The sequence below is a fragment of the Pseudomonas sp. P1_F1_2 genome (assembly GCF_056405815.1).
The window spans coordinates 1-22,319 of sequence record NZ_JBFUBK010000085.1 but is presented as its reverse complement, the minus strand read 5'-3'; the positions used below and the strand labels follow the sequence as shown (position 1 = coordinate 22,319).

The 22,319-nt window shown below is 57.7% G+C and carries 16 protein-coding genes and 1 pseudogene; 9 read left to right on the top strand and 8 right to left on the bottom strand.

Annotated elements, in window-relative coordinates:
- Position 1 precedes the first annotated feature (1 nt).
- On the top strand, positions 2–1,741 hold the full coding sequence (locus tag AC1D2P_RS22145; protein WP_109787632.1) for a PTS fructose-like transporter subunit IIB: 1,740 nt from the start codon (positions 2–4) through the stop codon (positions 1,739–1,741).
- Positions 1,742–1,890: 149 nt separating this feature from the next.
- Positions 1,891–3,432 carry an alkaline phosphatase D family protein gene (locus AC1D2P_RS22140; protein ID WP_109787633.1) on the top strand — a complete coding sequence of 514 codons (1,542 nt, stop codon included), beginning with the start codon at positions 1,891–1,893 and terminating at the stop codon, positions 3,430–3,432.
- A gap of 127 nt (positions 3,433–3,559) precedes the next feature.
- On the opposite strand, the gene AC1D2P_RS22135 is transcribed toward AC1D2P_RS22140, so the two are convergent.
- Both AC1D2P_RS22135 and AC1D2P_RS22130 read right to left on the bottom strand, forming a co-directional pair.
- Complete coding sequence (locus tag AC1D2P_RS22135; RefSeq protein WP_258667705.1) at positions 3,560–6,085, bottom strand: PepSY domain-containing protein; 2,526 nt, start codon at positions 6,083–6,085, stop codon at positions 3,560–3,562.
- 130 nt (positions 6,086–6,215) lie between these two features.
- Entirely contained in the window at positions 6,216–8,534 is a 2,319-nt protein-coding gene (locus AC1D2P_RS22130) for a TonB-dependent receptor (protein ID WP_258667706.1), read from the bottom strand.
- A gap of 207 nt (positions 8,535–8,741) precedes the next feature.
- On the opposite strand from AC1D2P_RS22130, the gene AC1D2P_RS22125 reads away from it, so the two are divergent.
- On the top strand, positions 8,742–9,422 hold the full coding sequence (locus AC1D2P_RS22125; RefSeq protein ID WP_046031946.1) for a Fe2+-dependent dioxygenase: 681 nt from the start codon (positions 8,742–8,744) through the stop codon (positions 9,420–9,422).
- Entirely contained in the window at positions 9,419–10,186 is a 768-nt protein-coding gene (locus AC1D2P_RS22120; protein WP_258667709.1) for a tetratricopeptide repeat protein, read from the top strand. Before AC1D2P_RS22125 ends, AC1D2P_RS22120 begins: the two co-directional genes overlap by 4 nt.
- Positions 10,187–10,244: 58 nt before the next feature.
- Here AC1D2P_RS22120 and AC1D2P_RS22115 read toward each other — a convergent pair whose 3' ends face one another.
- The 5 genes from AC1D2P_RS22115 to AC1D2P_RS22095 form a co-directional block, all read right to left on the bottom strand.
- On the bottom strand, positions 10,245–11,408 hold the full coding sequence (locus tag AC1D2P_RS22115) for a type III PLP-dependent enzyme (RefSeq protein ID WP_109787638.1): 1,164 nt from the start codon (positions 11,406–11,408) through the stop codon (positions 10,245–10,247).
- A gap of 660 nt (positions 11,409–12,068) precedes the next feature.
- Entirely contained in the window at positions 12,069–13,226 is a 1,158-nt protein-coding gene (locus tag AC1D2P_RS22110) for an osmoprotectant ABC transporter ATP-binding protein OsmV (protein ID WP_477758512.1), read from the bottom strand.
- Complete coding sequence (locus AC1D2P_RS22105; protein ID WP_046031950.1) at positions 13,223–13,876, bottom strand: ABC transporter permease; 654 nt, start codon at positions 13,874–13,876, stop codon at positions 13,223–13,225. The genes AC1D2P_RS22110 and AC1D2P_RS22105 overlap by 4 nt, the downstream gene beginning before the upstream one ends.
- A gap of 12 nt (positions 13,877–13,888) precedes the next feature.
- On the bottom strand, positions 13,889–14,782 hold the full coding sequence (locus AC1D2P_RS22100; protein ID WP_046031951.1) for a glycine betaine ABC transporter substrate-binding protein: 894 nt from the start codon (positions 14,780–14,782) through the stop codon (positions 13,889–13,891).
- Positions 14,783–14,802: 20 nt separating this feature from the next.
- Entirely contained in the window at positions 14,803–15,519 is a 717-nt protein-coding gene (locus AC1D2P_RS22095) for an ABC transporter permease (protein ID WP_109787641.1), read from the bottom strand.
- 490 nt (positions 15,520–16,009) lie between these two features.
- On the opposite strand from AC1D2P_RS22095, the gene AC1D2P_RS22090 reads away from it, so the two are divergent.
- From AC1D2P_RS22090 to AC1D2P_RS22070, 5 genes are all read left to right on the top strand, one after another.
- Complete coding sequence (locus tag AC1D2P_RS22090; protein WP_046031953.1) at positions 16,010–17,593, top strand: peptide chain release factor 3; 1,584 nt, start codon at positions 16,010–16,012, stop codon at positions 17,591–17,593.
- Positions 17,594–18,000: 407 nt separating this feature from the next.
- Complete coding sequence (locus AC1D2P_RS22085; RefSeq protein ID WP_477758511.1) at positions 18,001–19,392, top strand: DUF6002 family protein; 1,392 nt, start codon at positions 18,001–18,003, stop codon at positions 19,390–19,392.
- Between the two features lie 220 nt (positions 19,393–19,612).
- On the top strand, positions 19,613–20,434 hold the full coding sequence (locus AC1D2P_RS22080; protein ID WP_223522705.1) for a hypothetical protein: 822 nt from the start codon (positions 19,613–19,615) through the stop codon (positions 20,432–20,434).
- Positions 20,427–21,659 (top strand): MFS transporter, encoded by a 1,233-nt coding sequence (locus AC1D2P_RS22075; RefSeq protein ID WP_109787643.1) that lies wholly within the window; start codon positions 20,427–20,429, stop codon positions 21,657–21,659. Before AC1D2P_RS22080 ends, AC1D2P_RS22075 begins: the two co-directional genes overlap by 8 nt.
- A gap of 150 nt (positions 21,660–21,809) precedes the next feature.
- Complete coding sequence (locus tag AC1D2P_RS22070) at positions 21,810–22,064, top strand: hypothetical protein (RefSeq protein ID WP_477811594.1); 255 nt, start codon at positions 21,810–21,812, stop codon at positions 22,062–22,064.
- Positions 22,065–22,195: 131 nt separating this feature from the next.
- Here AC1D2P_RS22070 and AC1D2P_RS22065 read toward each other — a convergent pair.
- Positions 22,196–22,319 (bottom strand): annotated as a pseudogene (locus tag AC1D2P_RS22065) (dipeptide ABC transporter ATP-binding protein); the annotation flags it as partial.

The window sequence follows — 22,319 nt, the reverse complement described above, 5'->3', positions numbered from 1 at the left end:
CATGAAGTTAGCCATTGTTACGGCCTGCCCGAACGGCATGGTCACCAGTGTGCTGTGCGCCCGTTTGCTCGATGCAGCGGCCCAGCGTCAGGGCTGGATGACCTGCGTTGAAGTGGTGGATGCCACGCATCCGGAGCGGCAATTGTCGGCGGCCACTCTCGACGCCGCAGAGTGGGTCCTGCTGGTGACCAGCGCGCCGGTGGATATGGCGCGGTTTGTCGGCAAACGCGTGTTCCAGAGCACCCCGGCGCAAGCCCTGCAGGATGTTGAAGCGGTGCTGCGGCGCGGCGCTGAAGAAGCTCAGGTTTACGTTGCTCCCGAAACGGTTGTCGAGCCTGTCGCGACCCCTAAAAACGCGCCACGACTGGTTGCGATCACCGCATGCCCGACCGGGGTCGCCCATACGTTCATGGCCGCCGAAGCCTTGCAGCAAGCGGCCAAGCGACTGGGTTATGACTTGCAAATAGAAACCCAGGGCTCGGTCGGCGCGCGCAATCCATTGAGCGCCGCCGCGATTGCCGAGGCCGATGTGGTGCTGCTGGCCTGTGATATTGAAGTCGCCACCGAGCGTTTCGCCGGCAAGAAGATTTACCGTTGTGGCACCGGCATTGCCCTCAAGCAAGCCGAAGCGACGCTGAACAAAGCGTTGGCCGAAGGTCAGCAGGAAAGCGCCGCCAGCGGCTCCAAAGGCCCGGCCAGGCAAGAGAAAACCGGCGTCTATAAACACTTGCTGACCGGCGTGTCGTTCATGCTGCCGATGGTGGTGGCGGGCGGCTTGATGATCGCGCTGTCCTTCGTGTTCGGCATCACCGCGTTCAAGGAACCCGGCACGTTGGCGGCAGCCTTGATGCAGATCGGCGGCGACACCGCGTTCAAACTGATGGTGCCGCTGCTGGCGGGTTACATCGCCTACTCGATTGCCGACCGGCCGGGCCTGGCGCCAGGGATGATCGGTGGTCTGTTGGCCAGCACTTTGGGTGCCGGTTTTATTGGCGGGATCATTGCCGGTTTCATCGCCGGTTACGCGGCGCAGGCGATCAATCGTTATGCGCGTTTGCCGCAGAGCCTTGAGGCGCTGAAACCGATCCTGATCATCCCGTTGCTGGCGAGCCTGTTCACCGGACTGGTGATGATTTACGTGGTGGGCAAACCCGTGGCCGGGATGCTCGAAGGGCTGACGCATTTCCTCGACAGCATGGGCACCACCAACGCGATTCTGCTCGGTGTACTGCTGGGCGGCATGATGTGCGTCGACTTGGGCGGGCCGATCAACAAAGCGGCTTACGCGTTCTCGGTGGGGCTGCTGGCCTCGCAAAGCTATGCGCCGATGGCCGCGACCATGGCCGCCGGCATGGTGCCGCCGATTGGCCTGGGCATCGCCACGTTTATTGCCCGGCGCAAATTTGCCCAGACCGAGCGCGAGGCTGGTAAAGCGGCGTTGGTGCTGGGGCTATGCTTCATCTCGGAAGGGGCGATTCCGTTTGCCGCGAAAGACCCGTTGCGGGTGATCCCGGCGAGCATTGCCGGTGGTGCGCTGACCGGGGCGTTGTCGATGTATTTCGGCTGCAAACTGATGGCGCCGCACGGTGGCTTGTTTGTGCTGGCGATCCCGAATGCAATCAACCATGCGCTGCTTTACTTGCTGGCGATTGTGGCCGGGAGTTTGTTGACGGCGGTGGCGTATGCGCTGGTCAAAAGGCCTGAAACGGTCGAGTTGGCACTGGAACCCGCCAACGCCTGACGCCCTTTTTTGTAGGCGCCGAGCTTGCTCGCGATGACGGTGTAACAGCCAGCATTTTCGTTGAATGTTAAACCGACATCGCGAGCAAGCTCTGCTCCTACAGGGGTGTGTCACAGTCCATTATGTTTTTCCGTTTCAGGGAGAACACCATGAGCGAATTCGACCTCGGTCGTCGTCGTGTCATCCAAGCGGTGGGGGCCGGGCTGTTGTTACCAAGCCTGGCGCCGGCGGTGATCGCTTCGGTCAAGGATCGTCCGCAACTCAGCGACGGCGTGCAGTCCGGTGATGTGCTGGGTGACCGGGCGATGGTCTGGAGTCGCAGCGATCGCCCGGCCCGTATGGTCGTGGAATGGGACACGCGCAGCCTGTTCAGCAACCCGCGCCGATTTGTCTCGCCGCTGGCCGATGCCCGCACCGATTTCACCGCGCGTGTCGAGCTCACCGGGTTGCCCGCCGATCAGGCGATTTTCTATCGCGTGACCTTCGAGGACGCTCAAAGCGGTGTCGCCAGCGAACCCTGGTTCGGCCATTTGCGCAGCGTGCCGCAAACCCGCCGCGACATTCGTTTTATCTGGAGTGGCGACACCGCCGGCCAAGGCTTCGGTATCAACCCGGACATCGGCGGTATGCGCATTTATGAAGCCATGCGTTTGCGCTTGCCGGACTTCTTTATCCACAGCGGCGACACGATCTACGCCGACAACCCCATCCCTGTGCAACTGACCACCGAAAACGGTCGGGTGTGGCGCAACATCACCAGCGAAGCCAAGAGCAAGGTCGCACAAAATCTCGACGATTTTCGGGGCAATTACCGCTACAACCTGATGGACGAAAACATCCGTCGCTTCAATGCCGAGGTGCCGCAGATCTGGCAATGGGACGACCACGAAGTGGTGAACAACTGGTCGCCGGGCAAGCAACTCGACGCGCGTTATCAGGAGAAAGATATCCACAGCCTGGTGAGCCACGGGCGGCAGGCCTGGCTCGAATATGCACCCATGCGTTGGCAGGACGCCGACAATGGTGGGCGGATTTATCGCAAGCTCGGCTATGGGCCGATGCTCGATGTATTTGTACTCGACATGCGCAGTTATCGCGGTGCCAATGATGACAACCTCGGCGCCGCAAAACCCTTTCTCGGGCGCGAGCAACTGGACTGGCTCAAGCGCGAATTGAAAGGCTCGACCGCCCAGTGGAAAGTCATAGCCGCCGACATGTCGTTAGGCCTTGGCGCGCCCGACGGCGAGATCAGCCCCGGTGTGACGCGCTGGGAAGCGGTGGCCAATGGTGACCCGGGGCCGGCTCAGGGGCGTGAGCTGGAAATCGCTGAGTTGCTGGGTTTCCTGCGAGCACAGCAGGTGCGTAATTTCGTGTTTTTGACGGCGGACGTGCATTACTGCGCGGCGCATCACTACCACCCGGATCGTGCCGCGTTTCAGGATTTTGAACCGTTTTGGGAGTTTGTCGCCGGGCCTTTGAACGCGGGGAGTTTCGGGCCTGATCAGTTGGATAAAACCTTTGGCCCTGAAGTGGTGTTCGAAAAGGCGCCGCCCGTGCAGAACGCGTCACCGTTTGCCGGTTTTCAGTTTTTTGGCGAGGTGAATATTGATGGGCAGACGGGGGAGATGAGTGTGGTGTTGCGGGATCTGGATGGGGTGAGTGTGTTTGAGCAGAAGGTGACGCCGGTCTAATGTTTGTACACCTGCCCCCCCTGTAGGAGCTGAGCTTGCTCGCGATGGCGGCCTGTCAGTCACCCTCATTGTTGACTGTTAAACCGTCATCGCGAGCAAGCTCAGCTCCTACACGGAGTGGGGTGTGTCAGTAAACGTCGCGGCGGTAGCGGCCTTGTTCGATCAGGCGATCGACCTCTGCAATCCCGAGCACTTCGTTGAGTACGTGATCGACCCCTGATGCCATCCCCTGCAAGCTGCCGCAGATGTAAATCACGGCGCCGTCGGCGAGCCATTTCTTCAGCTCATCCGCCGACTCCCGCAGGTGATCCTGCACGTAGACCTTCTCGGCCTGATCCCGCGAGAATGCCAGGTCGAGCCGCTCCAGGTCGCCTGAGATCAGCCACTCTTCCAGTTCATTGCGGCACAGGTAATCGTGTTCCCGATGACGCTCGCCAAACAGCAGCCAATGGCGTTGCTGGCCGTCGGCAATGCGCGCCTTGAGCAAACTGCGCAACCCGGCAAGGCCGGTGCCGTTACCCAGCAGAATCATCGGCACCGGCTCGGCCGGCAGATGGAACCCGCTGTTGCGTCGCACCCGCAGGCTGACGTTGCCACCCACTGGCACGTGTTCGGTCAGCCAGCCGGAGCCAATGCCCAGGCTGCCGTCGGGATGCTGTTCCTGGCGCACGATCAACTCCAGCAAGCCATCAGCAGCAATCGAGGCAATGGAGTATTCGCGCATGGCCAACGGCACCAGCGCATCAGCCAATGCCTGAGCGTGCAGGCCGACCAGATGGGCTCTGTTTTCAGGTAGCTGGCGCGTGGCGAGCGCTTGCTCCAAAGGTTGTGACAAACCATCGAACACCACCGCGGCGCGCCCGTCGATGCCCAGGCCGTCGAGGAAGTGCTCGATCGCCCACGGGCAGTTACGCGGCAACACCTCCACCAGATCTCCCGCCAGCCAACTGCTGGTGGACGGGGCGGTGAGGCCCAGCAAGTACACCGGCGAGCCGCTGCTGTCCGGGTTCATCAATTCGCGGTGGGTCAGTGGCCAGTTGTCGTAGCTCGGCGCTTGCCAGGTGTCGACCGGTGTTTGCCCGGTCAGCAGGCCCAGTTGTTGCTGCCAGTGACGCAAGGCGTACGGGTCACCGCTGTCGACTTCCACCGGCGCGAACAGGGTCTTGCCGCCATGCTCGCCCAGCCAGGTGTGCAAGCGTCGGGCGAAACCGCAGAAGTGTTGATACTGGCGATCACCGAGTCCAAGTACCGCATAGTTCAGGCTCTGCAGGCTTGACGCCCGGCCCAGCATCTTGCGTTCGAAGCCGCGCGCGCTGTCCGGCGCTTCGCCGTCGCCGAACGTGCTGACCACGAACAACGCATTAGTGGAGTCGAGCAAATCCTGTTCACTGACACTGGCCAGTGGCCGCACCTTAACCGGCAACCCGGCGGCTTGCAGCTGCCCGGCCGTTTGCCACGCCAATTGCTCGGCGAAACCGCTCTGGCTGGCGAAACCGATCAGCCAGGCCGGCGCATCGCTGTCGGGATGATCGAGACTTTTGCGCGCGTCCTTGATCTGCTTTTTCTTGCGCCGACGATCGAGGTACAGCAACCAGCCCGTGACGAAAAACAACGGCATCGTCAGCGAGGCAATCGTCAGGATGATCCGCCCGACAATGCCGAAGTAGCTGCCAACGTGCAGCGCGTAAATGCTGGTCAGCAGTTGCGCCTTGAGGCTCTTGTCGCTGTAACGGTCGTGCTGCTTGACGATGCCGGTCGCCGGATCGAGGGTGATCTGGTTCTGGGCGCGGTCGTGGGGTGAGGTTTTCAGCAGGTAATACACGGTCGCCGGCTGGCCGGCCACGGGTGGCATTCGGATGTTGTAAGCGCTGAGTGCCGGGCCGGCGGCGCTGTAGACGCTGCTCCAGATGGCCGAGTAATCGGCAGTCGGCGCCGGACCACTGGGGGCCGGGCCGCGATTGCGCACGCGCTCGTTTTGTGGCGCGTCGGACAGCAATCGGGTCAGGCCCTTGTTGTACCACTCATACGACCAGGACAACCCGGTCAGTGCTGCCAGGAGATAAAACACCAGGCACCAGGTGCCGGCCACGGAGTGCAAGTCCCAGTTGAAGCTACGACCCTTTTTCTTCCAGTCCAGGGTCAGCCAGGCACGCCAGCTTTTCCACTGGCGCGGCCAGCGCAGGTAAAGACCGGACAGGCAGAAGAACACCAGGATCAGCGTACAGGCCCCGGTAATCTGCCGCCCGGTATCGCCCATGGCGAGGAAGCGGTGCAGTTGCAACATGAAGCCGAAGAAGTCCTGGCCGGTGGCATCGCCCATGAAGTCGGCGGTGTACGGGTCGAAGTAACGCATTTCGCCACGGCGTTCACCCGGCGGCGGGGTGAAGAACACTTTGGCGGCACGGCCGCTGTCGGTTTCGACGTTGAGCATCGAGACCTTTTTGCCGGACGCGGCTTCGATGCGTTCGACCAATTCAGCGGGCGGCAGGACGCCAGCGACCTGCTTCTGGACCTGCAACACAGAAGGGTTCAGTACGCTCAGGATTTCATCCTGAAACGACACCATGGCCCCGGTGATGCCCATCAGGGCCAGGACCAGTCCGGCACTGATGCCGAAAAACCAGTGCAACTGGAACAGGGTTTTCTTCAACACGTCACTCGCCTTGTTCGTTCAAAAATAGTCTTCACGGCGCGCATTATGCCGTGGGTTGTCGAGAAACATTCTTTTTTACACACAAAAGCCCTACTCACGAATGAGCAGGGCTTTTTTCCTCACACTTTTATTAGAAGTGGAAGTTGGTGCTCAGCAAGGCAGTACGACCGGCCGCCTGGTTGGCGAAGTGAGTCGAGAACGCTTTGTCGTAGTACGTTTCGTCGGTCAGGTTCTGCACGTTCAGTTGCAGGTCGACGTTTTTGCTCAGCTTGTAGGCCGCCATTGCGTCGTAACGAACGTAGGAATCAACCATGGTGGTGTTGGCAGCGCTGCCAAACACATCGTCGACGTAGAACGCACCGCCACCGATGGTCAGCTTCGGCGTGACTTGATAAGTCGTCCACAGGCTGGCGCTGTTTTTCGGCGTGTTAGGCAGCTCGTTACCGTCGTTGGCCGCACCCAGTGGGCCACCATCGACTTGCTCACTGTCCATGTAGGCGTAACCGGCGAAGACCTGCCATTTATCGGTGAGCTTGCCGGTGGCCGACAGTTCGACACCTTGAACGCGAGTCTTGCCGACGTTTTCGTATGTCGTGGTGTTGGTTTGCACACGAGCGTTTTCTTTCTCGGTGCGGAAGATATCGGCGGTCAAGGACAGACGATCGTTCATCAGGTCCCACTTGGTGCCGATTTCGTAGTTCTTGGTGGTTTCCGGTTCCATATCGCTTTTCAGCAGGTTGCCGTTGCGATCAGGTGTGCCACCCAATGGGTTGCCTTCCGAACCTTCGCCCAGGGTGTTGCCCGGTGGCGTGGCGGACGTCGCGTAGGACGCATAGATGCTGCCGTTTTCAGCAGGTTTGTACACCACGCCGAACTGACCGGTGACGAATTCGCTGGTGTCATCGCCCTTGGACGTGGTCACGCTGGAACTGTTGAAAGTCTTGTAGTCGGTGTCGAAATGGTCATAACGCAGACCCATGTTCACCAGCCACTGCTCAGACAATTCCAGGGTGTCGAACACATACAGCGCGTACGTGTTGGCCTTGGTGTCGGTACCGGCGTAGTTACGCGAGATTGCACCGTTCCATGGATCGTTCTGGTTCGGGTTGGACAGCGAGGTGCAGTTGAAACCGCTTGGCCTGCCGATCAAGGCCGGAGAGCAGTTAGTGGTCACCGCTGCGGTGCGCGGGGTGGTATCGGTGTTGACGTTGTACGAGGATTTTTCGTTTTCCTCGTGAGTGAACTCGATACCCGTGGCGAAGCTGTTCTTGAACCCGGCGATGTACACGTCACCAAACAGATCGGTCTGGTTAGTGGTGGTCTCGGTGTTGCTGACACGGGTATTCGCCCGACGCCAGAGGCTGCCATTGTTGACGTTGCCCTTGCTGTCGTCCGGCTGGGTCAGGATGTAATCCTGCATGCTGGTGCCGTGGCGCAGGGTGTTCTTGACGGTCAGCGCATCGTTCAGATCGTGCTCGATGGAGAAGGTCGCGGTGTCGGTACGGGTCTTGCGGAAATCGCGGTCGTTCAGACCATACCAGTTGCTGCTGTTGCCGCCGTCATTAGGCTTGTCAGGATTGGCCTTGGTACGCGCAGCCGAGCCAGCGACCGGGATGGAGTACGGAATGCCCGAGTCCGGCGTGTCGTTGCTTTCGAGGTGGTAGTAGTCGAGGTTGACACGGGTCTCGGTGCCCAGGCCGAAGGCCAGGGACGGTGCGATACCCCAACGATCGTAATCGATGCTCTGGCGGCCGGCGACGTTGCTTTCGTGGGTCAGCAGGTTCAGACGGCCGGCGGCGGTGTCGGAGAACTGATAGTTGCCGTCGAAGGTGTAGCGCTGGGTCTGGTCGGAGCCCCAGGTAAAGCCACCGTCGAGCGAATCCCCCAGGTGCGCTTTCTTGCTCACCAGGTTGATGCTGCCGCCAGCGGCGCCACGGCCGCCAATGGCCGAGTTCGGGCCTTTGCTGACTTCAATCGATTCAACGGCGAAGATCTCGCGGCTCTGCGAACCGGTGTCGCGCACGCCGTCCAGGTAAGTGTCGCCCTGGGCATCGAAGCCGCGAATGAATGGACGGTCACCCTGTGGGTTGCCACCTTCACCGGCACCAAAGGTGATGCCCGGAACGGTGCGCAGTGCGTCTTGCATGTTCATCGCGCCGGTGTCCTTCAGGACTTGTTGCGGGATGACGGTAATCGAACGTGGTGTGTCCACCAGTGGTGCGGTGTACTTGGGCGAGGACGCTTTTTCGACATTGTAGGAAGTCTCGTCCTGAGCCTCGCCAGTGATGGCGGTAGCGCCCAGCGAAATCACATTACTCGGTGCTTTTTCGTCAGCCTTTTCCGCCGCGAAAACCATGTGCCCCGCCGAGCCGGCGGTAATCGCCATGCCAATGGCCGATGCGAGCAAACGTGGTGAACTGACCGGTACTTGTGTTTGTTGACGCGACATTTGAATTCCCCTCCCCAAGGATTTGAGGCGGCGGAATATAGGGTAGACGCGTATTTGTATCAATTGCGAAACGTTACTATTCGCGAGGAATTTACATTCTTTACAATTTAACCTTACGCTTTTTGCTGTTTCGTTCGTCGTGAGGGTTTTACACGGACAATAAGAATCAATACCATTAGCACCCCTTTGGTTTCAGGTGTCCCTGCCATGCTGCTGCACATTCCAGGCTTGTTCTCGAAAGAAGAAGTGCAGCGTATCCGCGAGGCTCTGGAACAGGCCGATTGGGCGGATGGCAAAATCACTGCCGGCTATCAGTCGGCTAAAGCCAAGCACAACCTGCAACTGCCTGAAGGTCATCCGCTGGCCAAGGAAGTCGGCGCGGCGATGCTCGAACGGCTGTGGAAAAATCCGCAGTTCATGTCAGCCGCGTTACCGCACAAGGTCTTCCCGCCGTTGGTGAACTGCTACACCGCCGGCGGCAGTTTCGATTTTCATATTGATAACGCCGTGCGCCAGCCCAAGGGCAGCATCGAGCGGGTGCGCACCGATCTCTCGGCGACGCTGTTTTTCAGTGAACCTGAGGACTACGACGGTGGTGAACTGGAAATCCAGGACACCTTCGGCACTCAGCGCGTCAAGCTGCCTGCCGGCGACATGGTTTTGTATCCCGGCACCAGCCTGCACAAGGTCAACGCCGTCACCCGCGGCACGCGTTACGCGTCGTTTTTCTGGACCCAAAGCCTGGTGCGTGAAGACAGTCAGCGCGCCTTGCTGTTCGAGATGGATGGGGCGATCCAGCAATTGACGCTGGACATGCCGGATCACCCGTCGCTGATTCGGCTCACTGGCACTTATCACAACCTGCTGCGCCGTTGGGTCGAGGTATGAGTTATCAACTGCGCCGTGAGGAAGTCCTCGACGGTGACCGACTCAAATCCATGCTCGAGGAAAGCCCGGCACGTGCGGCTCAAGCCATTTTGATCGCCGCCCGAGAAGGCGTACTCGATGCTCAGGCACTGCTCGGGCAAATCCTGCTGGACGGCAATGGCATCGCACAGGACCAGCCGCTCGCCACGCGCTGGTTCGCGATTGCGGCTCAAGGTGGGCACTTGATGGCGCGCAACATGCTGGGTCGCTGTCATGAGCACGGTTGGGGTTGCGTGGCGGATGCCTCGATTGCCGCTCGGCATTACCGGGTCGCGGCGCAGGCCGGGCTGGATTGGGCGATGTACAACTACGCCAATTTGCTGGCCACCGGGCGAGGTGTGATCGAAGACCAGGCACAGGCGTTCAGCTTCTATCGCCGAGCGGCTGAATTGGGTCACGCGAAATCGATGAACCTGCTGGGGCGCTATCTGGAGCAAGGACAAGTGTGCCCGGCAGACGCGGCATTGGCGCGTGACTGGTATCGCCGTTCGGCGGTCGGCGGGGATTTTCGCGGGCAGTTCAGTTATGCCGCGGTACTGGCCGAGGAGGGGGGCGTCGAAGAGGCAATGACCTGGTTGCACAAGGCATTAGCCGGCGGCAATCTGAATTTCCTGCGAGTGGCTAGCAAGGCATTGATGAGCGCCGTGAACCCACAGTTTCGCGAGTTGGCACCGGCGTATAACCGACGCATTGACGAGCTTGAACGACAGCTGGCGCCTCTGTAGCGCAGGCACAAAAAAGCCCATGACTCGTCATGGGCTTTTTCATTTCTACGCGTAGCGCTTAAACGTAAAACGATTTCAGCGGCGGGAAGCCATTGAATTCAACAGCGCTGTAACTGGTGGTGTAGGCACCGGTCGACAACCAGTACAAACGATCACCAATGGCCAGGTTCAGCGGCAGGCCGTACTTGTAGTTTTCGTACATGATGTCGGCGCTGTCGCAGGTTGGGCCGGCGATGACCACTTCTTCCATCTCGCCTTTCTTCTCGGTCCAGATCGGGAACTTGATGGCTTCGTCCATGGTTTCGATCAGGCCGGAGAACTTGCCCACATCCGTGTACACCCAACGCTCGACGGCGGTGCGGGATTTACGTGCCACCAGCACCACTTCGCTGACCAGGATGCCGGCGTTGGCGATCAACGAACGGCCCGGCTCGAGGATGATTTCCGGCAGGTCGTCACCGAAGTCTTCCTTGAGGAAACGGATGATTTCTTCAGCGTAGGTTTCCAGGCTGTTGGTGCGGGTGATGTAGTTGGCCGGGAAGCCACCGCCCATGTTGATCAGCTTCAGGTGAATGCCGTCTTCTTCTTTCAGGCGTTCGAAGATCACTTTGACCTTGGCGATCGCCGCGTCCCAGACGCTGATGTCGCGCTGTTGCGAGCCGACGTGGAACGAGATGCCGTACGGCACCAGGCCCAGGTCGCGAGCGAGGATCAGCAGGTCCATGGCCATGTCGGTCTGGCAGCCGAATTTGCGCGACAAAGGCCAGTCAGCCGTGGTCGAGCCTTCGGTGAGGATGCGCACGTAGACTTTCGAACCTGGTGCTGCCTTGGCGATGTTGCGCAGGTCGGCTTCGGAGTCGGTGGCATACAGACGCACGCCCTTCTCGTAGAAGTAGCGAATGTCTTTGGATTTCTTGATGGTGTTGCCGTAGCTGATGCGATCCGGGCCGACGCCCTGGTTCATCACTTTATCGAGCTCGTAGATCGAGGCGATGTCGAAGTTCGAACCTTTCTCTTTGAGCAGGTCGATGATTTCGACGGCCGGGTTGGCCTTGACGGCGTAGTAGACCTTGGCGAATTCGAAACCGGCGCGCAGGTCGTCATAGGCCTGGGCAATCATCGCGGTGTCGATCACCACGAACGGGGTTTCCTGTTTGTCGGCGAAGGCCTTCATTTTGTTGAAAGTATCGCGCGCGAAATAGTCTTCGACATTGATCGACATACTTGKGACTCCTAGTGGCAAACATTAGTAATCAATGGGTGCAAATGAACGTCCTCCGTATCCCCACTTTGGTTCGCCTACTTCCCAAGGCATGTCGCCGAAAGCAAAAAGGCCATGGGAAGTGCAGCTTTCCCTTGGCCTTGCTGTCTCGTCGTCAGTACTTGAGCCGGATGGATCGTTTCCAGCATGGACGTTCGGCGCGAACTTTAGGGCGTGAGGGGCTTGAGATCAACAAAAAATGTCGCGTTTTTGCACTCTTCTGACGCGCGTTACGAACATCACTCTTTGTAACCGACTCAGATGACAGTCGGATGTTCCCGAGGAATTGTGAAGTGTTAAAAATACCTGCACGTTCGATGCTTTTGTGCGCCAAGTCGCTAGTAACTACGATAGCGTCAACTTCGGCGACGTTGTCCACCAAAAGTTGAGTTGAGAGGGGATTTGGTTCTTTCAGAAGGTATTTCTGGATAGGTTTTGGAGGTGTCGCTGTTGATATTTTTTTCCGCTCTGTCGATCACTCAAAAATTGCACAGACCTTGTAGGACCGAGCCTGCTCGCGATGGCTTTTTTACAGTCGACATCTTCGTTGACTGACATTGCGCTATCGCGAGCTGGCTCACTCCTGCAGGGTTTTGCATTTTTACCGGGTGATTGGAGTTATCAGGCGACCACCGCCTCGGCAGGCGACACGATGTTGGTCTTCATCCCCCGAGAACGTCCCGAACTCAAATAAGCCGCAATCGACTCCTGCGTCACCTCGCCCAAAAACACCCGTTCGGCATCCATCACCGGCAGCCACGAGCGATTGAACTCGTACATGCGCGACAGCAGGATGCGTAAATGCTCGTCATACGCTGCGGTCGCGTTGAACTCGCGCAGGTACTGGCCGCAAGTACCATTCTGACGGTGCAGGTCGCGGCGTCTGACGTATCCCAATGCCTTGTTGTCAGCACAGGTCACCACGACATAGCGGCGGTCCAGTTCATCCATCAGTTCCAGCGCCTCGGCCACCGGGGTGTCCGGGCTGACCGACGGCGCGTTGTCTGCGGCGTCTTCGGCTTTCACCAGCAGCAAGCGCTTGAGGGTGCTGTCCTGGCCGACGAAGTTGCTGACAAAGTCGTCTGCGGGATGGGCGAGCAGGGTGTCCGGGTGATCGATCTGCAACAGCTTGCCGGCGCGGAAGATCGCAATCTTGTCGCCCAGCTTGATCGCCTCGTCGATGTCGTGGCTGACCATGATCACGGTCTTGTTCAGCGCACGCTGCATCTCGAAGAACTCGTTCTGGATCATTTCGCGGTTGATCGGGTCGACGGCGCCGAACGGTTCATCCATCAGCAACAGCGGTGCATCTGCCGCCAGCGCACGAATCACGCCGATCCGTTGCTGCTGCCCACCGGACAACTCACGCGGGTAGCGATTCAGGTATTGCTTGGGTTCCAGCTTGATCATGCTCATCAATTCGCGGGCGCGGTCGTGGCATTTCTGCTTGGCCCAGCCGAGCAGTTTGGGCACCACCACTATGTTCTCTTCGATGGTCATGTTGGGGAACAGGCCGATCTGCTGGATCACATAGCCGATGTTGCGGCGCAGGGTCACCGCGTCGAGGTCGGTGGTGTCTTCGCCGTTGATCAGGATCTTGCCCGAGGTCGGCTTGATCAGGCGGTTGATCATTTTCAGCGTGGTGCTTTTGCCGCAACCCGATGGCCCGAGGAACACGCAGATTTCGCCTTCATTGACGGTCAGGCTTACCGAGTCCACGGCTTTCACATCTTTGCCGTTACTTTGGAAGGTCTTGCTGAGGTTTTGAAGTTCGATCATTTCAGGAGTCCTTTTGGAGTCAGCGAGCGTTGCAGCCATTGCAGAAGCAGGTCGGCGAAGATGGCCAGCAGGCTGACCAGCACGGCGCCGACGATCAGCATCGACATGTCGCTGCGGCTGATGGACGCGAGAATGAGGACGCCGAGGCCACCGGCGCCGATGGTCGCGGCGATGGTCATGACGCCAATGTTCATGACCACGGCGGTGCGCACGCCGGCGAGGATCACCGGCACTGCGATGGGCAGTTCAACCATGCGCAGGCGCTGGCCGAAGGTCATGCCGATGCCACGCGCGGCTTCGCGAATACCCGGCTCGACGCTGGTCAGCGCGAGGTAGGTGTTGCGCATGATCGGCAGCAGCGAGTACAGAAATACCGCCGTGATTGCAGGCATTGGGCCCAAGCCCTGGCCGAACTTGGAGTAAAACGGCAGCAATAGCCCAAACAGCGCAATGGACGGCACGGTCAGCAGCACCGTGGCGCTGGCTTGCAACGGGCCGGCCAGCGACGGGAAGCGGGTCATCAGGATGCCCAGCGGCACGCCTGCCAGAATCGCCAGCGTCACGGCGATACCGACCAGCGTGATGTGTTGCCAGGTCAGGTGCAGGACCAGCGGCCAGTCGAGATGGGAAAAGGCGTTCAGAAATTCCATGGCTTTTCCTCCTCAGTTGAGTGGGTGCTGGCGCAGGAAATCTGCGGCAACGGATGAAGGGCTTTGGTGATCGACATCGACCCGCGCGTTGAGTTGGCGCATGGTTTCGTCGTCGAACAGTCGGGCCAGTGGCTTGAGCTGTTCAGCCAGTTGCGGGTGCTCATCGAGGAAGGCTTGGCGCACCACCGGCGCGGCGGTGTAGTCCGGGAAGTAATGCTTGTCGTCTTCGAGCAGTTTCAGCTTGAAGGCGTTCAATCGACCGTCGGTGGTGTAGACCAGACCGGCAAACACCTGGCCATTGCGCAGGGCGGTGTAGACCAGCCCTGCGTCCATCTGGCGGATGTTTTTGCGGGTCAGGTTCATGTCGTACAACTGCACCATGCCGCCCAGACCGTCGGAACGGTTGGCGAACTCGGTGTCCAGCGCCACCAGGTGGTTGGCTTTGGCCTCGTCCCGTAGTGCCGTGTTCAGCTCACTGATGGTATTGATCTGCGGGTATTCATCCGCGACGTTTTTTGGCAGCGCCAAGGCGTAGGTATTGCTGAACTTCGACGGCGTCAGCCAGACCAGGCCTTTTTTCGCGTCGAGTTCTTTCACCCGGGCGTAGGACTGTTCGCTGTCGAGTTTTTCCGTCACATGGTTGTAGGCCACCAGCGACACACCGGTGTACTCCCAGAGCATGTCCAGTTGGCCACTTTCATGGGCGCTGCGGGCCAGATTGCTGCCCAAACCGCCGGTGACTTGAGTGTCATAACCTTTGCTGCGCAGGTATTGGGAAGTGATTTCCGCCAGCAGGGTTTGTTCGGTGAAGACCCGGGCGCCAATGCGGATGACCGGTTTTTCAGCGGCGTGGGCAAATCCTGCGAACAGCAGGATGCAGCCTAGTAAAAAGCTTGAGGTTTTCATGTTGATTCCTTTGCCGAGGCTTAAGACGGGCGCAAGCCGCGTTCGAGCCAGAGGCGGCTGGCGAGTGTCACCAGGCCGTCGAGCAGCAACGCCAGCAGGGCGGTGCAAGCCGCGCCGAGCAGCAATTGCGGCTGATTGTTCAGGGCGATGCCGGGAAAAATCAGGCTGCCCAGGCTGTTGGCACCAATCAGGAACGCCAGCGGTGCCGTCCCGACGTTGATCGCCAGCGCCACGCGCACACCACCGATGATGATCGGCACGGCGTTCGGCAATTCGACCTGCCACAACACTTGGGCCGGGGTCATGCCGATGCCGACGGCCGCTTCCTTGAGGGAGCCCTGGACGTTTTTCAGGCCTTCATAGGTATTGCGCACGATGGGCAACAGCGAGGCGAGGAACAGGGCGAAGATCGCGGGGCCGCTGCCGATGCCGAGGATCCCCAGGGCGATGGCCAGTACGGCGAGAGGCGGCACGGTGTTGCCGATATTGAAGAGCTGCATGAAGCGTTCAGCACGGCCAACCATGGTCGGGCGGCTGAGGAAGATGCCGGCGGGGATGCCCACAACGAGGGCGGCCAGCATGGAGGCGAGGACGAGAACCAGATGAGCTTGCAGGTAAAACAACAAATCGTCGCGGTAATGTTCGATCGTGTTGATGCCGATCCAGTGGATCAGCAGGGCCAGAAGGGCGAATACCAGCGCGCCTCCTATCAGCCCTTTGCCATAGTGGATAGCCACAGGCGGACTCCTTTTTTCTTTGTCGGCGAACGCAGTCCCGAGTGGCAATCCCATTCCTGGCTGCCGGGATTATCAACGTTCGCGAGAAGCAGCTCTTCATGCTGATGAAACCGCATGAAATCGAGCCATAAGCGCAGCCTCGTCAGGCTAACTGGCTGAATTTTCAGCCCCTGGTACGAGTGCCGTAACAGGGGAGTGGACGTCTGCACCTTTTAAAAGGTTCCATAATTAACAGCATTTAGCCACCCCGCATCTCGTTTTGCCCCTGTAGCAGCTGCCGAGCCGGCGAGGCTGCGTTCGGCGACGAAGTCGTCGTCAAGGCATCCATCGCTATCTGCCCGAGGCACCGCGGCGCCTGGTTTTACGACGGCTTCGCCGCCGGACCCAGCCTCGCAGGCTCGGCAGCTGCTACAGGCGAACGGTGGTTCGTAGGTCATGTTTTGAGCTATACTCGCCGCCCTTTTTTGAATCACCTGCCAGGCGATTTCCCATGACCAAACAGGCCGCCGAAGTCGCGAAACGCCGCACTTTCGCCATTATTTCCCACCCCGATGCCGGTAAAACCACCATCACCGAGAAGCTCTTGCTGATGGGCAAGGCGATTGCGATTGCGGGCACGGTGAAATCTCGAAAATCCGACCGCCATGCCACCTCCGACTGGATGGAAATGGAAAAGCAGCGTGGTATCTCGATTACCACGTCGGTCATGCAGTTCCCGTATCGCGACCATATGGTCAACCTGCTCGACACCCCGGGCCACGAAGACTTCTCCGAAGACACCTACCGCACCCTGACCGCGGTGGACTCGGCCTTGATGGTCCTCGACGGCGGTAAGGGTGTAGAGCCACGGACCATCGCGCTGATGGACGTTTGCCGTCTGCGTGACACGCCGATTGTCAGCTTCATCAACAAACTCGACCGTGACATCCGCGACCCGATCGAACTGCTCGACGAAATCGAAGCGGTCCTCAAGATCAAGGCCGCGCCGATCACCTGGCCGATCGGTTGCTACCGTGATTTCAAAGGCGTGTACCACCTCGCCGATGACTACATCATTGTGTACACCGCTGGCCACGGCCACGAGCGCACCGAAACCAAGATCATCGAGAAACTCGACTCCGACGAAGCCCGCGCCCATTTGGGTGACGAGTACGACCGCTTTGTCGAGCAGCTTGAGCTGGTGCAGGGCGCCTGCCACGAGTTCAACCAGCAGGAGTTCCTCGACGGCCAACTGACGCCGGTGTTCTTCGGTACTGCACTGGGTAACTTCGGTGTCGACCATGTACTCGACGCCGTTGTGGACTGGGCGCCGAAGCCATTGGCCCGTGTGGCCAACGAGCGCACCGTCGAACCGGTGGAAGAGAAGTTCTCGGGCTTCATCTTCAAGATCCAGGCGAACATGGACCCGAAACACCGCGACCGTATTGCCTTTATGCGTATCTGCTCCGGCAAGTACGAAAAAGGCATGAAGATGCGCCACGTGCGCACCGGCAAGGACGTGCGGATCGGCGATGCGCTGACCTTCTTCTCCTCCGAGCGTGAGCAACTGGAAGAAGCTTTCGCCGGCGACATCATCGGTTTGCACAACCACGGCACGATCCAGATCGGCGACACCTTCACCGAAGGCGAAGTGCTGGGCTTCACCGGTATCCCGCACTTCGCTCCGGAACTGTTCCGTCGCGTGCGTCTGCGTGATCCGCTGAAATCCAAGCAACTGCGTCAGGGTTTGCAGCAACTGGCCGAAGAAGGCGCGACCCAGGTGTTCTTCCCCGAGCGCAGCAACGACATCATCCTCGGCGCCGTCGGTGTGCTGCAGTTCGATGTGGTCGCCAGCCGCTTGAAAGAGGAATACAAGGTTGAGTGCTCCTACGAGCCGATCACCGTTTATTCCGCGCGCTGGATCGATTGCAGCGACAAGAAGAAGCTTGAGGAATTCTCCAACAAGGCCGTGGAAAACCTCGCGGTCGATGGCGGCGGTCACTTGACCTACCTGGCCCCGACCCGAGTCAACCTGGCACTGATGGAAGAGCGCTGGCCGGACGTGAAATTCCGTGCGACGCGTGAACATCACTAAGCGCTGAACAGTAAGACCCAAGCCCCGTTGCGCAAGCACCGGGGTTTTTTTATGACTGACGTTTTCCTGTAAAAGGGGGAAATTCATCTCGGGTGATCTAATGTTCCTTGATGGAAAACGATCCGCCATTGTTCGTCTTGCTTGCACAAAATCGAACTTCGCAGGCTGTTGGAGGGTGAGCACAAACCGATGATTATGTTGTGATAGCGGTTAAACAGAGACATGACTGATAGGTCGAGTCGATCAGGATGAAAGATGCTTCTGTAGGGTTTTTTTCCGATTTTTGTAGCTCGGCTCCGGTTTCAAGTTCTCTTGGCTTTTTTCACGGGACACGGCACTCGTTGAGGTCTAGCGTTCGTTGGGTATTTCGCAAGTAGCGATTTTCCACGTGCAGGAGCGCAAGACAAATGGACCTGATGAAAACCGACTCAAGTGCAACGGCGACACAAGGACCTAAGCCCCCGGTTTCTGTTCTCGAGCGTTATTACGAGCTTATCGTCAAAGGTGCTTCCGATTTCGAAGTCAGCAGCAGCGACGGTTCTTTCGAGCCTTCAATGAGGTTGCCTGCACTGGACTCCCGTATGCAGGATTTTCTTTCTGTTGCCACTGCACAGTTTTTTGAGTTAGGTCACTATCGAGGTGTACCGCTACGCCTGTTCGACCTGCGGCAAAACGCAAACACGCAAACAACGAAGACCTTTGCCTCCACGCTGATCGTTGCACGTGCTATCCGGCATATTCAGGAAACTGGCGAAAGCATTTTGTTGTTTTCCCCTTCTTCCGGTAACAAGGCTATTGCATTGCGTGATGCGGTTCTACGTGCGTTGAAAGCCAAACTTGTTCATCCCGAGCAATTACGTATTATCACGCTGACACCTGCGCAAACTACCGATAAATTGCGTAGAACCGAACTCTACGATGACCCTCGGTTGCGTGCCCTGAACCCGATATTTGTCCTTGATGGCGACTCGCCGGAGGCTGTGAAGGTTATTGGTCAGCGGTTCAAAGAACTGTTCAGTCGTGAACCATTTGGTGATTCGAAGTTGTGGCATTCCCTGCGACTGGAGAATTATCGATTCTCTGACCAAGCCCGAGCTTTTTTTGATTTCGAGTATGGTGATGCTTGGGATACCGATCGAAAAACAGTGCATGTGCACGCGGTATCGAGCGCCTATGGGCTTCTTGGATATTGCTCTGGCGTAGAGGCGTTGAAACGCCTAGGAAAACAGGTTTCTACACCTTCGTTTCTTTTGGTTCAACACTTGGCTACCAGTGACATGGTTCTGCATTTGCTCGATGGAAATTTCGAGGGCACTTCTACTCCACTCTATACACAGGCAGACGACGGTCTGTGGGTGCAATCGGCGTCTGCACATTTTCCTGCTACGACTTGGAGTCCCGACGAGACTCTCGAATCCACTTTTTACTCGCACTTGCCGCCTACCGCTGTGGAAATGACTGGGCATGTTCGGGCCAATGGAGGCTCTGGAATTGTCGTTTCGCTGTATGAATGTATGCAACGCTACAGTGAATGCGTTCAGATGCTCGCCAATACCTCAGTGAGGTTGCCCAGCGACCCTCGCGATCTGAAGGAGTGGTCATTGGTGATGGCGATGACCGGTTGCTTGAATGCGATTGATAGACAGCTATTGGAGGAGGTGGACGGTTGCACCATTCATGGATCAGGCACCTATAGTCTTGGGGACTATGAGGTTGTGCCGTTTGATGGGCTTTCATTCATTGCAACTGCTGATGAGATGATTGAGACCCTTCGTAACCGAAATAATGCTGAACGCTGATTTTCGGATGAGTCGGAAAACAGTCTGTCACTTTCGTATTTACAGTGGGGCCTCCCGAGCCGGAACTCTGGCTCGTCTTACGTATCTCGGGGTGAATGAGGGACTGCGGTACATCGCTCCTTTTGTAGCTCAATGCTTTTTCGAGAGTTCGTGTATAGACCAAGAAGGGACTTTGGAGTGGGAGCAACTGGATGACTTTATAAAACGAAATAAAGCCGACATGAGTTTGCTGATGACCTCATCGGATGTTATCCAGCAATACCAAAAACCAAGTGATGTTGTCGGGCTCAGTAGGATTCATCAAAAAGTTGATGTTTCTGCTGGTTGGGAGCACGTGCTGGGGCAACTATCTAATCGTGAAAGCAAACGCCGGGCTCAATCGATAAAACGTGGCTTTCAGTACGATGTGTCAATTGAAGATGAGGATTTTTTCTCCTTTTACCGCACCATGCATGTTCCGACGATGAACGCGCGTTACGGTGATTTTGCGCGAAGCGTGGAAGAGCAGGACGCTTTTTTGAATTTGTTCAAACGAGGCGTTTTGTTTCGAGTCCAGATGCATGCTGAGTGGGTTGCGGGAAGTGTTTCTCAGATTGACTGGTCTACGCGTACCTTGAATGCACGTTTGATCGGGATGAAGGGTGGGAGTGCAGTTTATCGTGCAAACGGTGCGCAGAATTTTGTTTATCACTCGATCCTTGAATGGGCCTCCAATCAATCATCCATCGACTGGGTCGATTTTCAAGGTTGTGAGCCATTTTTAAGCAAAGGAACATTCCAATACAAAAAGCGCTTTGGGGCTCAAGCTGTTGTTCCGGAAAACGGCTTCGGACAGTGGAGGATCTTGATTCGAATGCCGACGCTTTGTGCTGCGGTGCGAAAATTTCTGATTAACAACCCTCTAATAGGTCTGGATGCTGATGGCCGGCTACAGGCGCAGTATTTTTTCGATTCGGATCACGAGATTCGCTCAGACATTCCTTACGCCTCAAAAGGTATTTACAGCCAAGTGAACCGCAATCTGGACCAGTGGAATGGTTAGCCGACTTGCTCACCTTATTCGGTTGGATGGCTACTTCTGCTCTATGGCCTGGCTGCTTGCTGCGTTGATTTTCATCAGTCGGTTGAGCGCCATGGCCAAGTTGTTCATGGCGTTGTACCTGCGTCAGGCACTGGGGTTGCCGTTTGAAACGGTTGGATGGCTGTTGTCCGGTTACGGTGCAGGATTACTGATTGGGTCAATGGGCGGTGGAGTGCTGAGTGATCATTTCTCCACGGCGCGGCTTACTGCATTGTTGATGTTCGCCTCGGTGTGGATTTTGGTGCTATTGGGGCTGGTCACCGACGTGCCCTGGCTGGCTGGATTGCTGCTGTTCAGCGGTGTTCTCGATGGTGCAATTCGTACGCTTCATCAGCGTTTGATCCTGGAGTATTGCCATGTTGAGCGGCGTGTTCGTGCGCAATCATTGAGTCGAGTTGCCATCAATCTGGGTATGGCTATAGCTGGGGTGGTGGGTGGCGTTCTGGCACAGGCTGATTTTCGGTGGGTGTTTTTTGTCAGCGCGGCTATGACGTTATTGGCCTTGGTCTGGTTTGTCCGGTCGACTATTCATCGAGATGTTCTGATGTCGGATGAGTTCTATGCCGCAGCATTGGACGCCAGGTCCCCATTCCAGAACAAACCGTTCTTRTGGTTACTAGCGGCTTCAGGTTTGCTCGGCCTTGCTTTCGAACCGGTCTACAGCATGTTGGGCAACTATTTGCTCGATTACTATCGACTGCGAGCTGAGGGTGTCGGATGGCAATTTGCGCTCAATGCATTGCTCGTGGTTTTGCTGCAAATTCCGTTATCCCATTGGAGTGAGTCATGGGGGGCGCGGCGGCAACTGTTGGCGGGCGCCTTTTTGCTCGCTTTCGGGCTTGGAGTTCTGCCGTTGGGGAGCGGGATGCTATTTGTCTGCCTATCGACCGTTGTCTGGACTGTAGGCGAAATTCTGTTTATGCCGACCTTGAACGTCCTGGTCATGCAACGTGCGCAAGTCGGTAGAAGTGGGCTTTATTTTGGCCTTTTCTCTATGTGTTGGGGGATGAGTGCGCTTCTTTCGCCGACCCTTGGCGGCCAGCTATATGGTCACTTTGGCGGGCATAGTGTCTGGATCGCAAGTGCGGTGTTGGCGATGTGTTCTATGCCGCTCATATACCAAGCGACACGTCCCTGTATGCATCCAGTGATCAAATCCTCGCTAAAGAGCGAGACGGCCACTTAAGGAGTTTGGAAATAACCATTATTCAAAACCATTCTGTCGATCCACGGCATTTCCACCCCTCCGTTAGCGTCCTATCTGGAGAACCACGCGGATCGGAACTAGATTTCACTCAGCGCCAGATAGGCACTCTACGAAAGGATGGAATCGACTATGAACAGATTGCTACGTGTTTTATTGCTGTTGAAAGTGATGGTGATGCTGTCACTCGGCACTTCGATGGCGTGGRCCGAGTGCACGCAACATGATGAGCAGGCTTCGAGCGGGCAGGGAGGATACAGTGGCTTGATGCTCGCCAAATCCGAATCCGAGCCAGGCGATCAGGGGCAGGGTGGTGCGGATAACGACGATGACTCGACGACTGACGAGCCGGATTCCGATGATGACGAAGGCGACAGCCAGTCGTAACGCCCGGAAAAAAGAAAACCCCTGCTCCCGTGCTGATGCGCAGTGGTGGGAGAAGGGGTTTCTGGTTAACGCTTCTTGATGACGTGTGCGATTCAATCGCTGTGGGAGTGAGCGGGCTCACTCCCACATTTTTATGCCGCGCCGTCGAGGAATTGCTCGGCGTAGTGGCAAGCCACCTGGCGGTTATCGAGAGGGCGCAGGGCTGGCTCTTCGGTGCTGCAGCGCTCGGTGGCATACGGGCAGCGCTTGTGGAAA

Bases quoted from the DNA above. Each gene is read 5' to 3' on its own strand.
- AC1D2P_RS22145 (WP_109787632.1), top strand. From the start codon at position 2: ATGAAGTTAGCCATTGTTACGGCCTGCCCGAACGGCATGGTCACCAGT.
- AC1D2P_RS22140 (WP_109787633.1), top strand. From the start codon at position 1,891: ATGAGCGAATTCGACCTCGGTCGTCGTCGTGTCATCCAAGCGGTGGGG.
- AC1D2P_RS22130 (WP_258667706.1), bottom strand. From the start codon at position 8,534: ATGTCGCGTCAACAAACACAAGTACCGGTCAGTTCACCACGTTTGCTC.
- AC1D2P_RS22125 (WP_046031946.1), top strand. From the start codon at position 8,742: ATGCTGCTGCACATTCCAGGCTTGTTCTCGAAAGAAGAAGTGCAGCGT.
- AC1D2P_RS22120 (WP_258667709.1), top strand. From the start codon at position 9,419: ATGAGTTATCAACTGCGCCGTGAGGAAGTCCTCGACGGTGACCGACTC.
- AC1D2P_RS22115 (WP_109787638.1), bottom strand. From the start codon at position 11,408: ATGTCGATCAATGTCGAAGACTATTTCGCGCGCGATACTTTCAACAAA.
- AC1D2P_RS22110 (WP_477758512.1), bottom strand. From the start codon at position 13,226: ATGATCGAACTTCAAAACCTCAGCAAGACCTTCCAAAGTAACGGCAAA.
- AC1D2P_RS22105 (WP_046031950.1), bottom strand. From the start codon at position 13,876: ATGGAATTTCTGAACGCCTTTTCCCATCTCGACTGGCCGCTGGTCCTG.
- AC1D2P_RS22100 (WP_046031951.1), bottom strand. From the start codon at position 14,782: ATGAAAACCTCAAGCTTTTTACTAGGCTGCATCCTGCTGTTCGCAGGA.
- AC1D2P_RS22090 (WP_046031953.1), top strand. From the start codon at position 16,010: ATGACCAAACAGGCCGCCGAAGTCGCGAAACGCCGCACTTTCGCCATT.
- AC1D2P_RS22085 (WP_477758511.1), top strand. From the start codon at position 18,001: ATGGACCTGATGAAAACCGACTCAAGTGCAACGGCGACACAAGGACCT.
- AC1D2P_RS22080 (WP_223522705.1), top strand. From the start codon at position 19,613: ATGAGTTTGCTGATGACCTCATCGGATGTTATCCAGCAATACCAAAAA.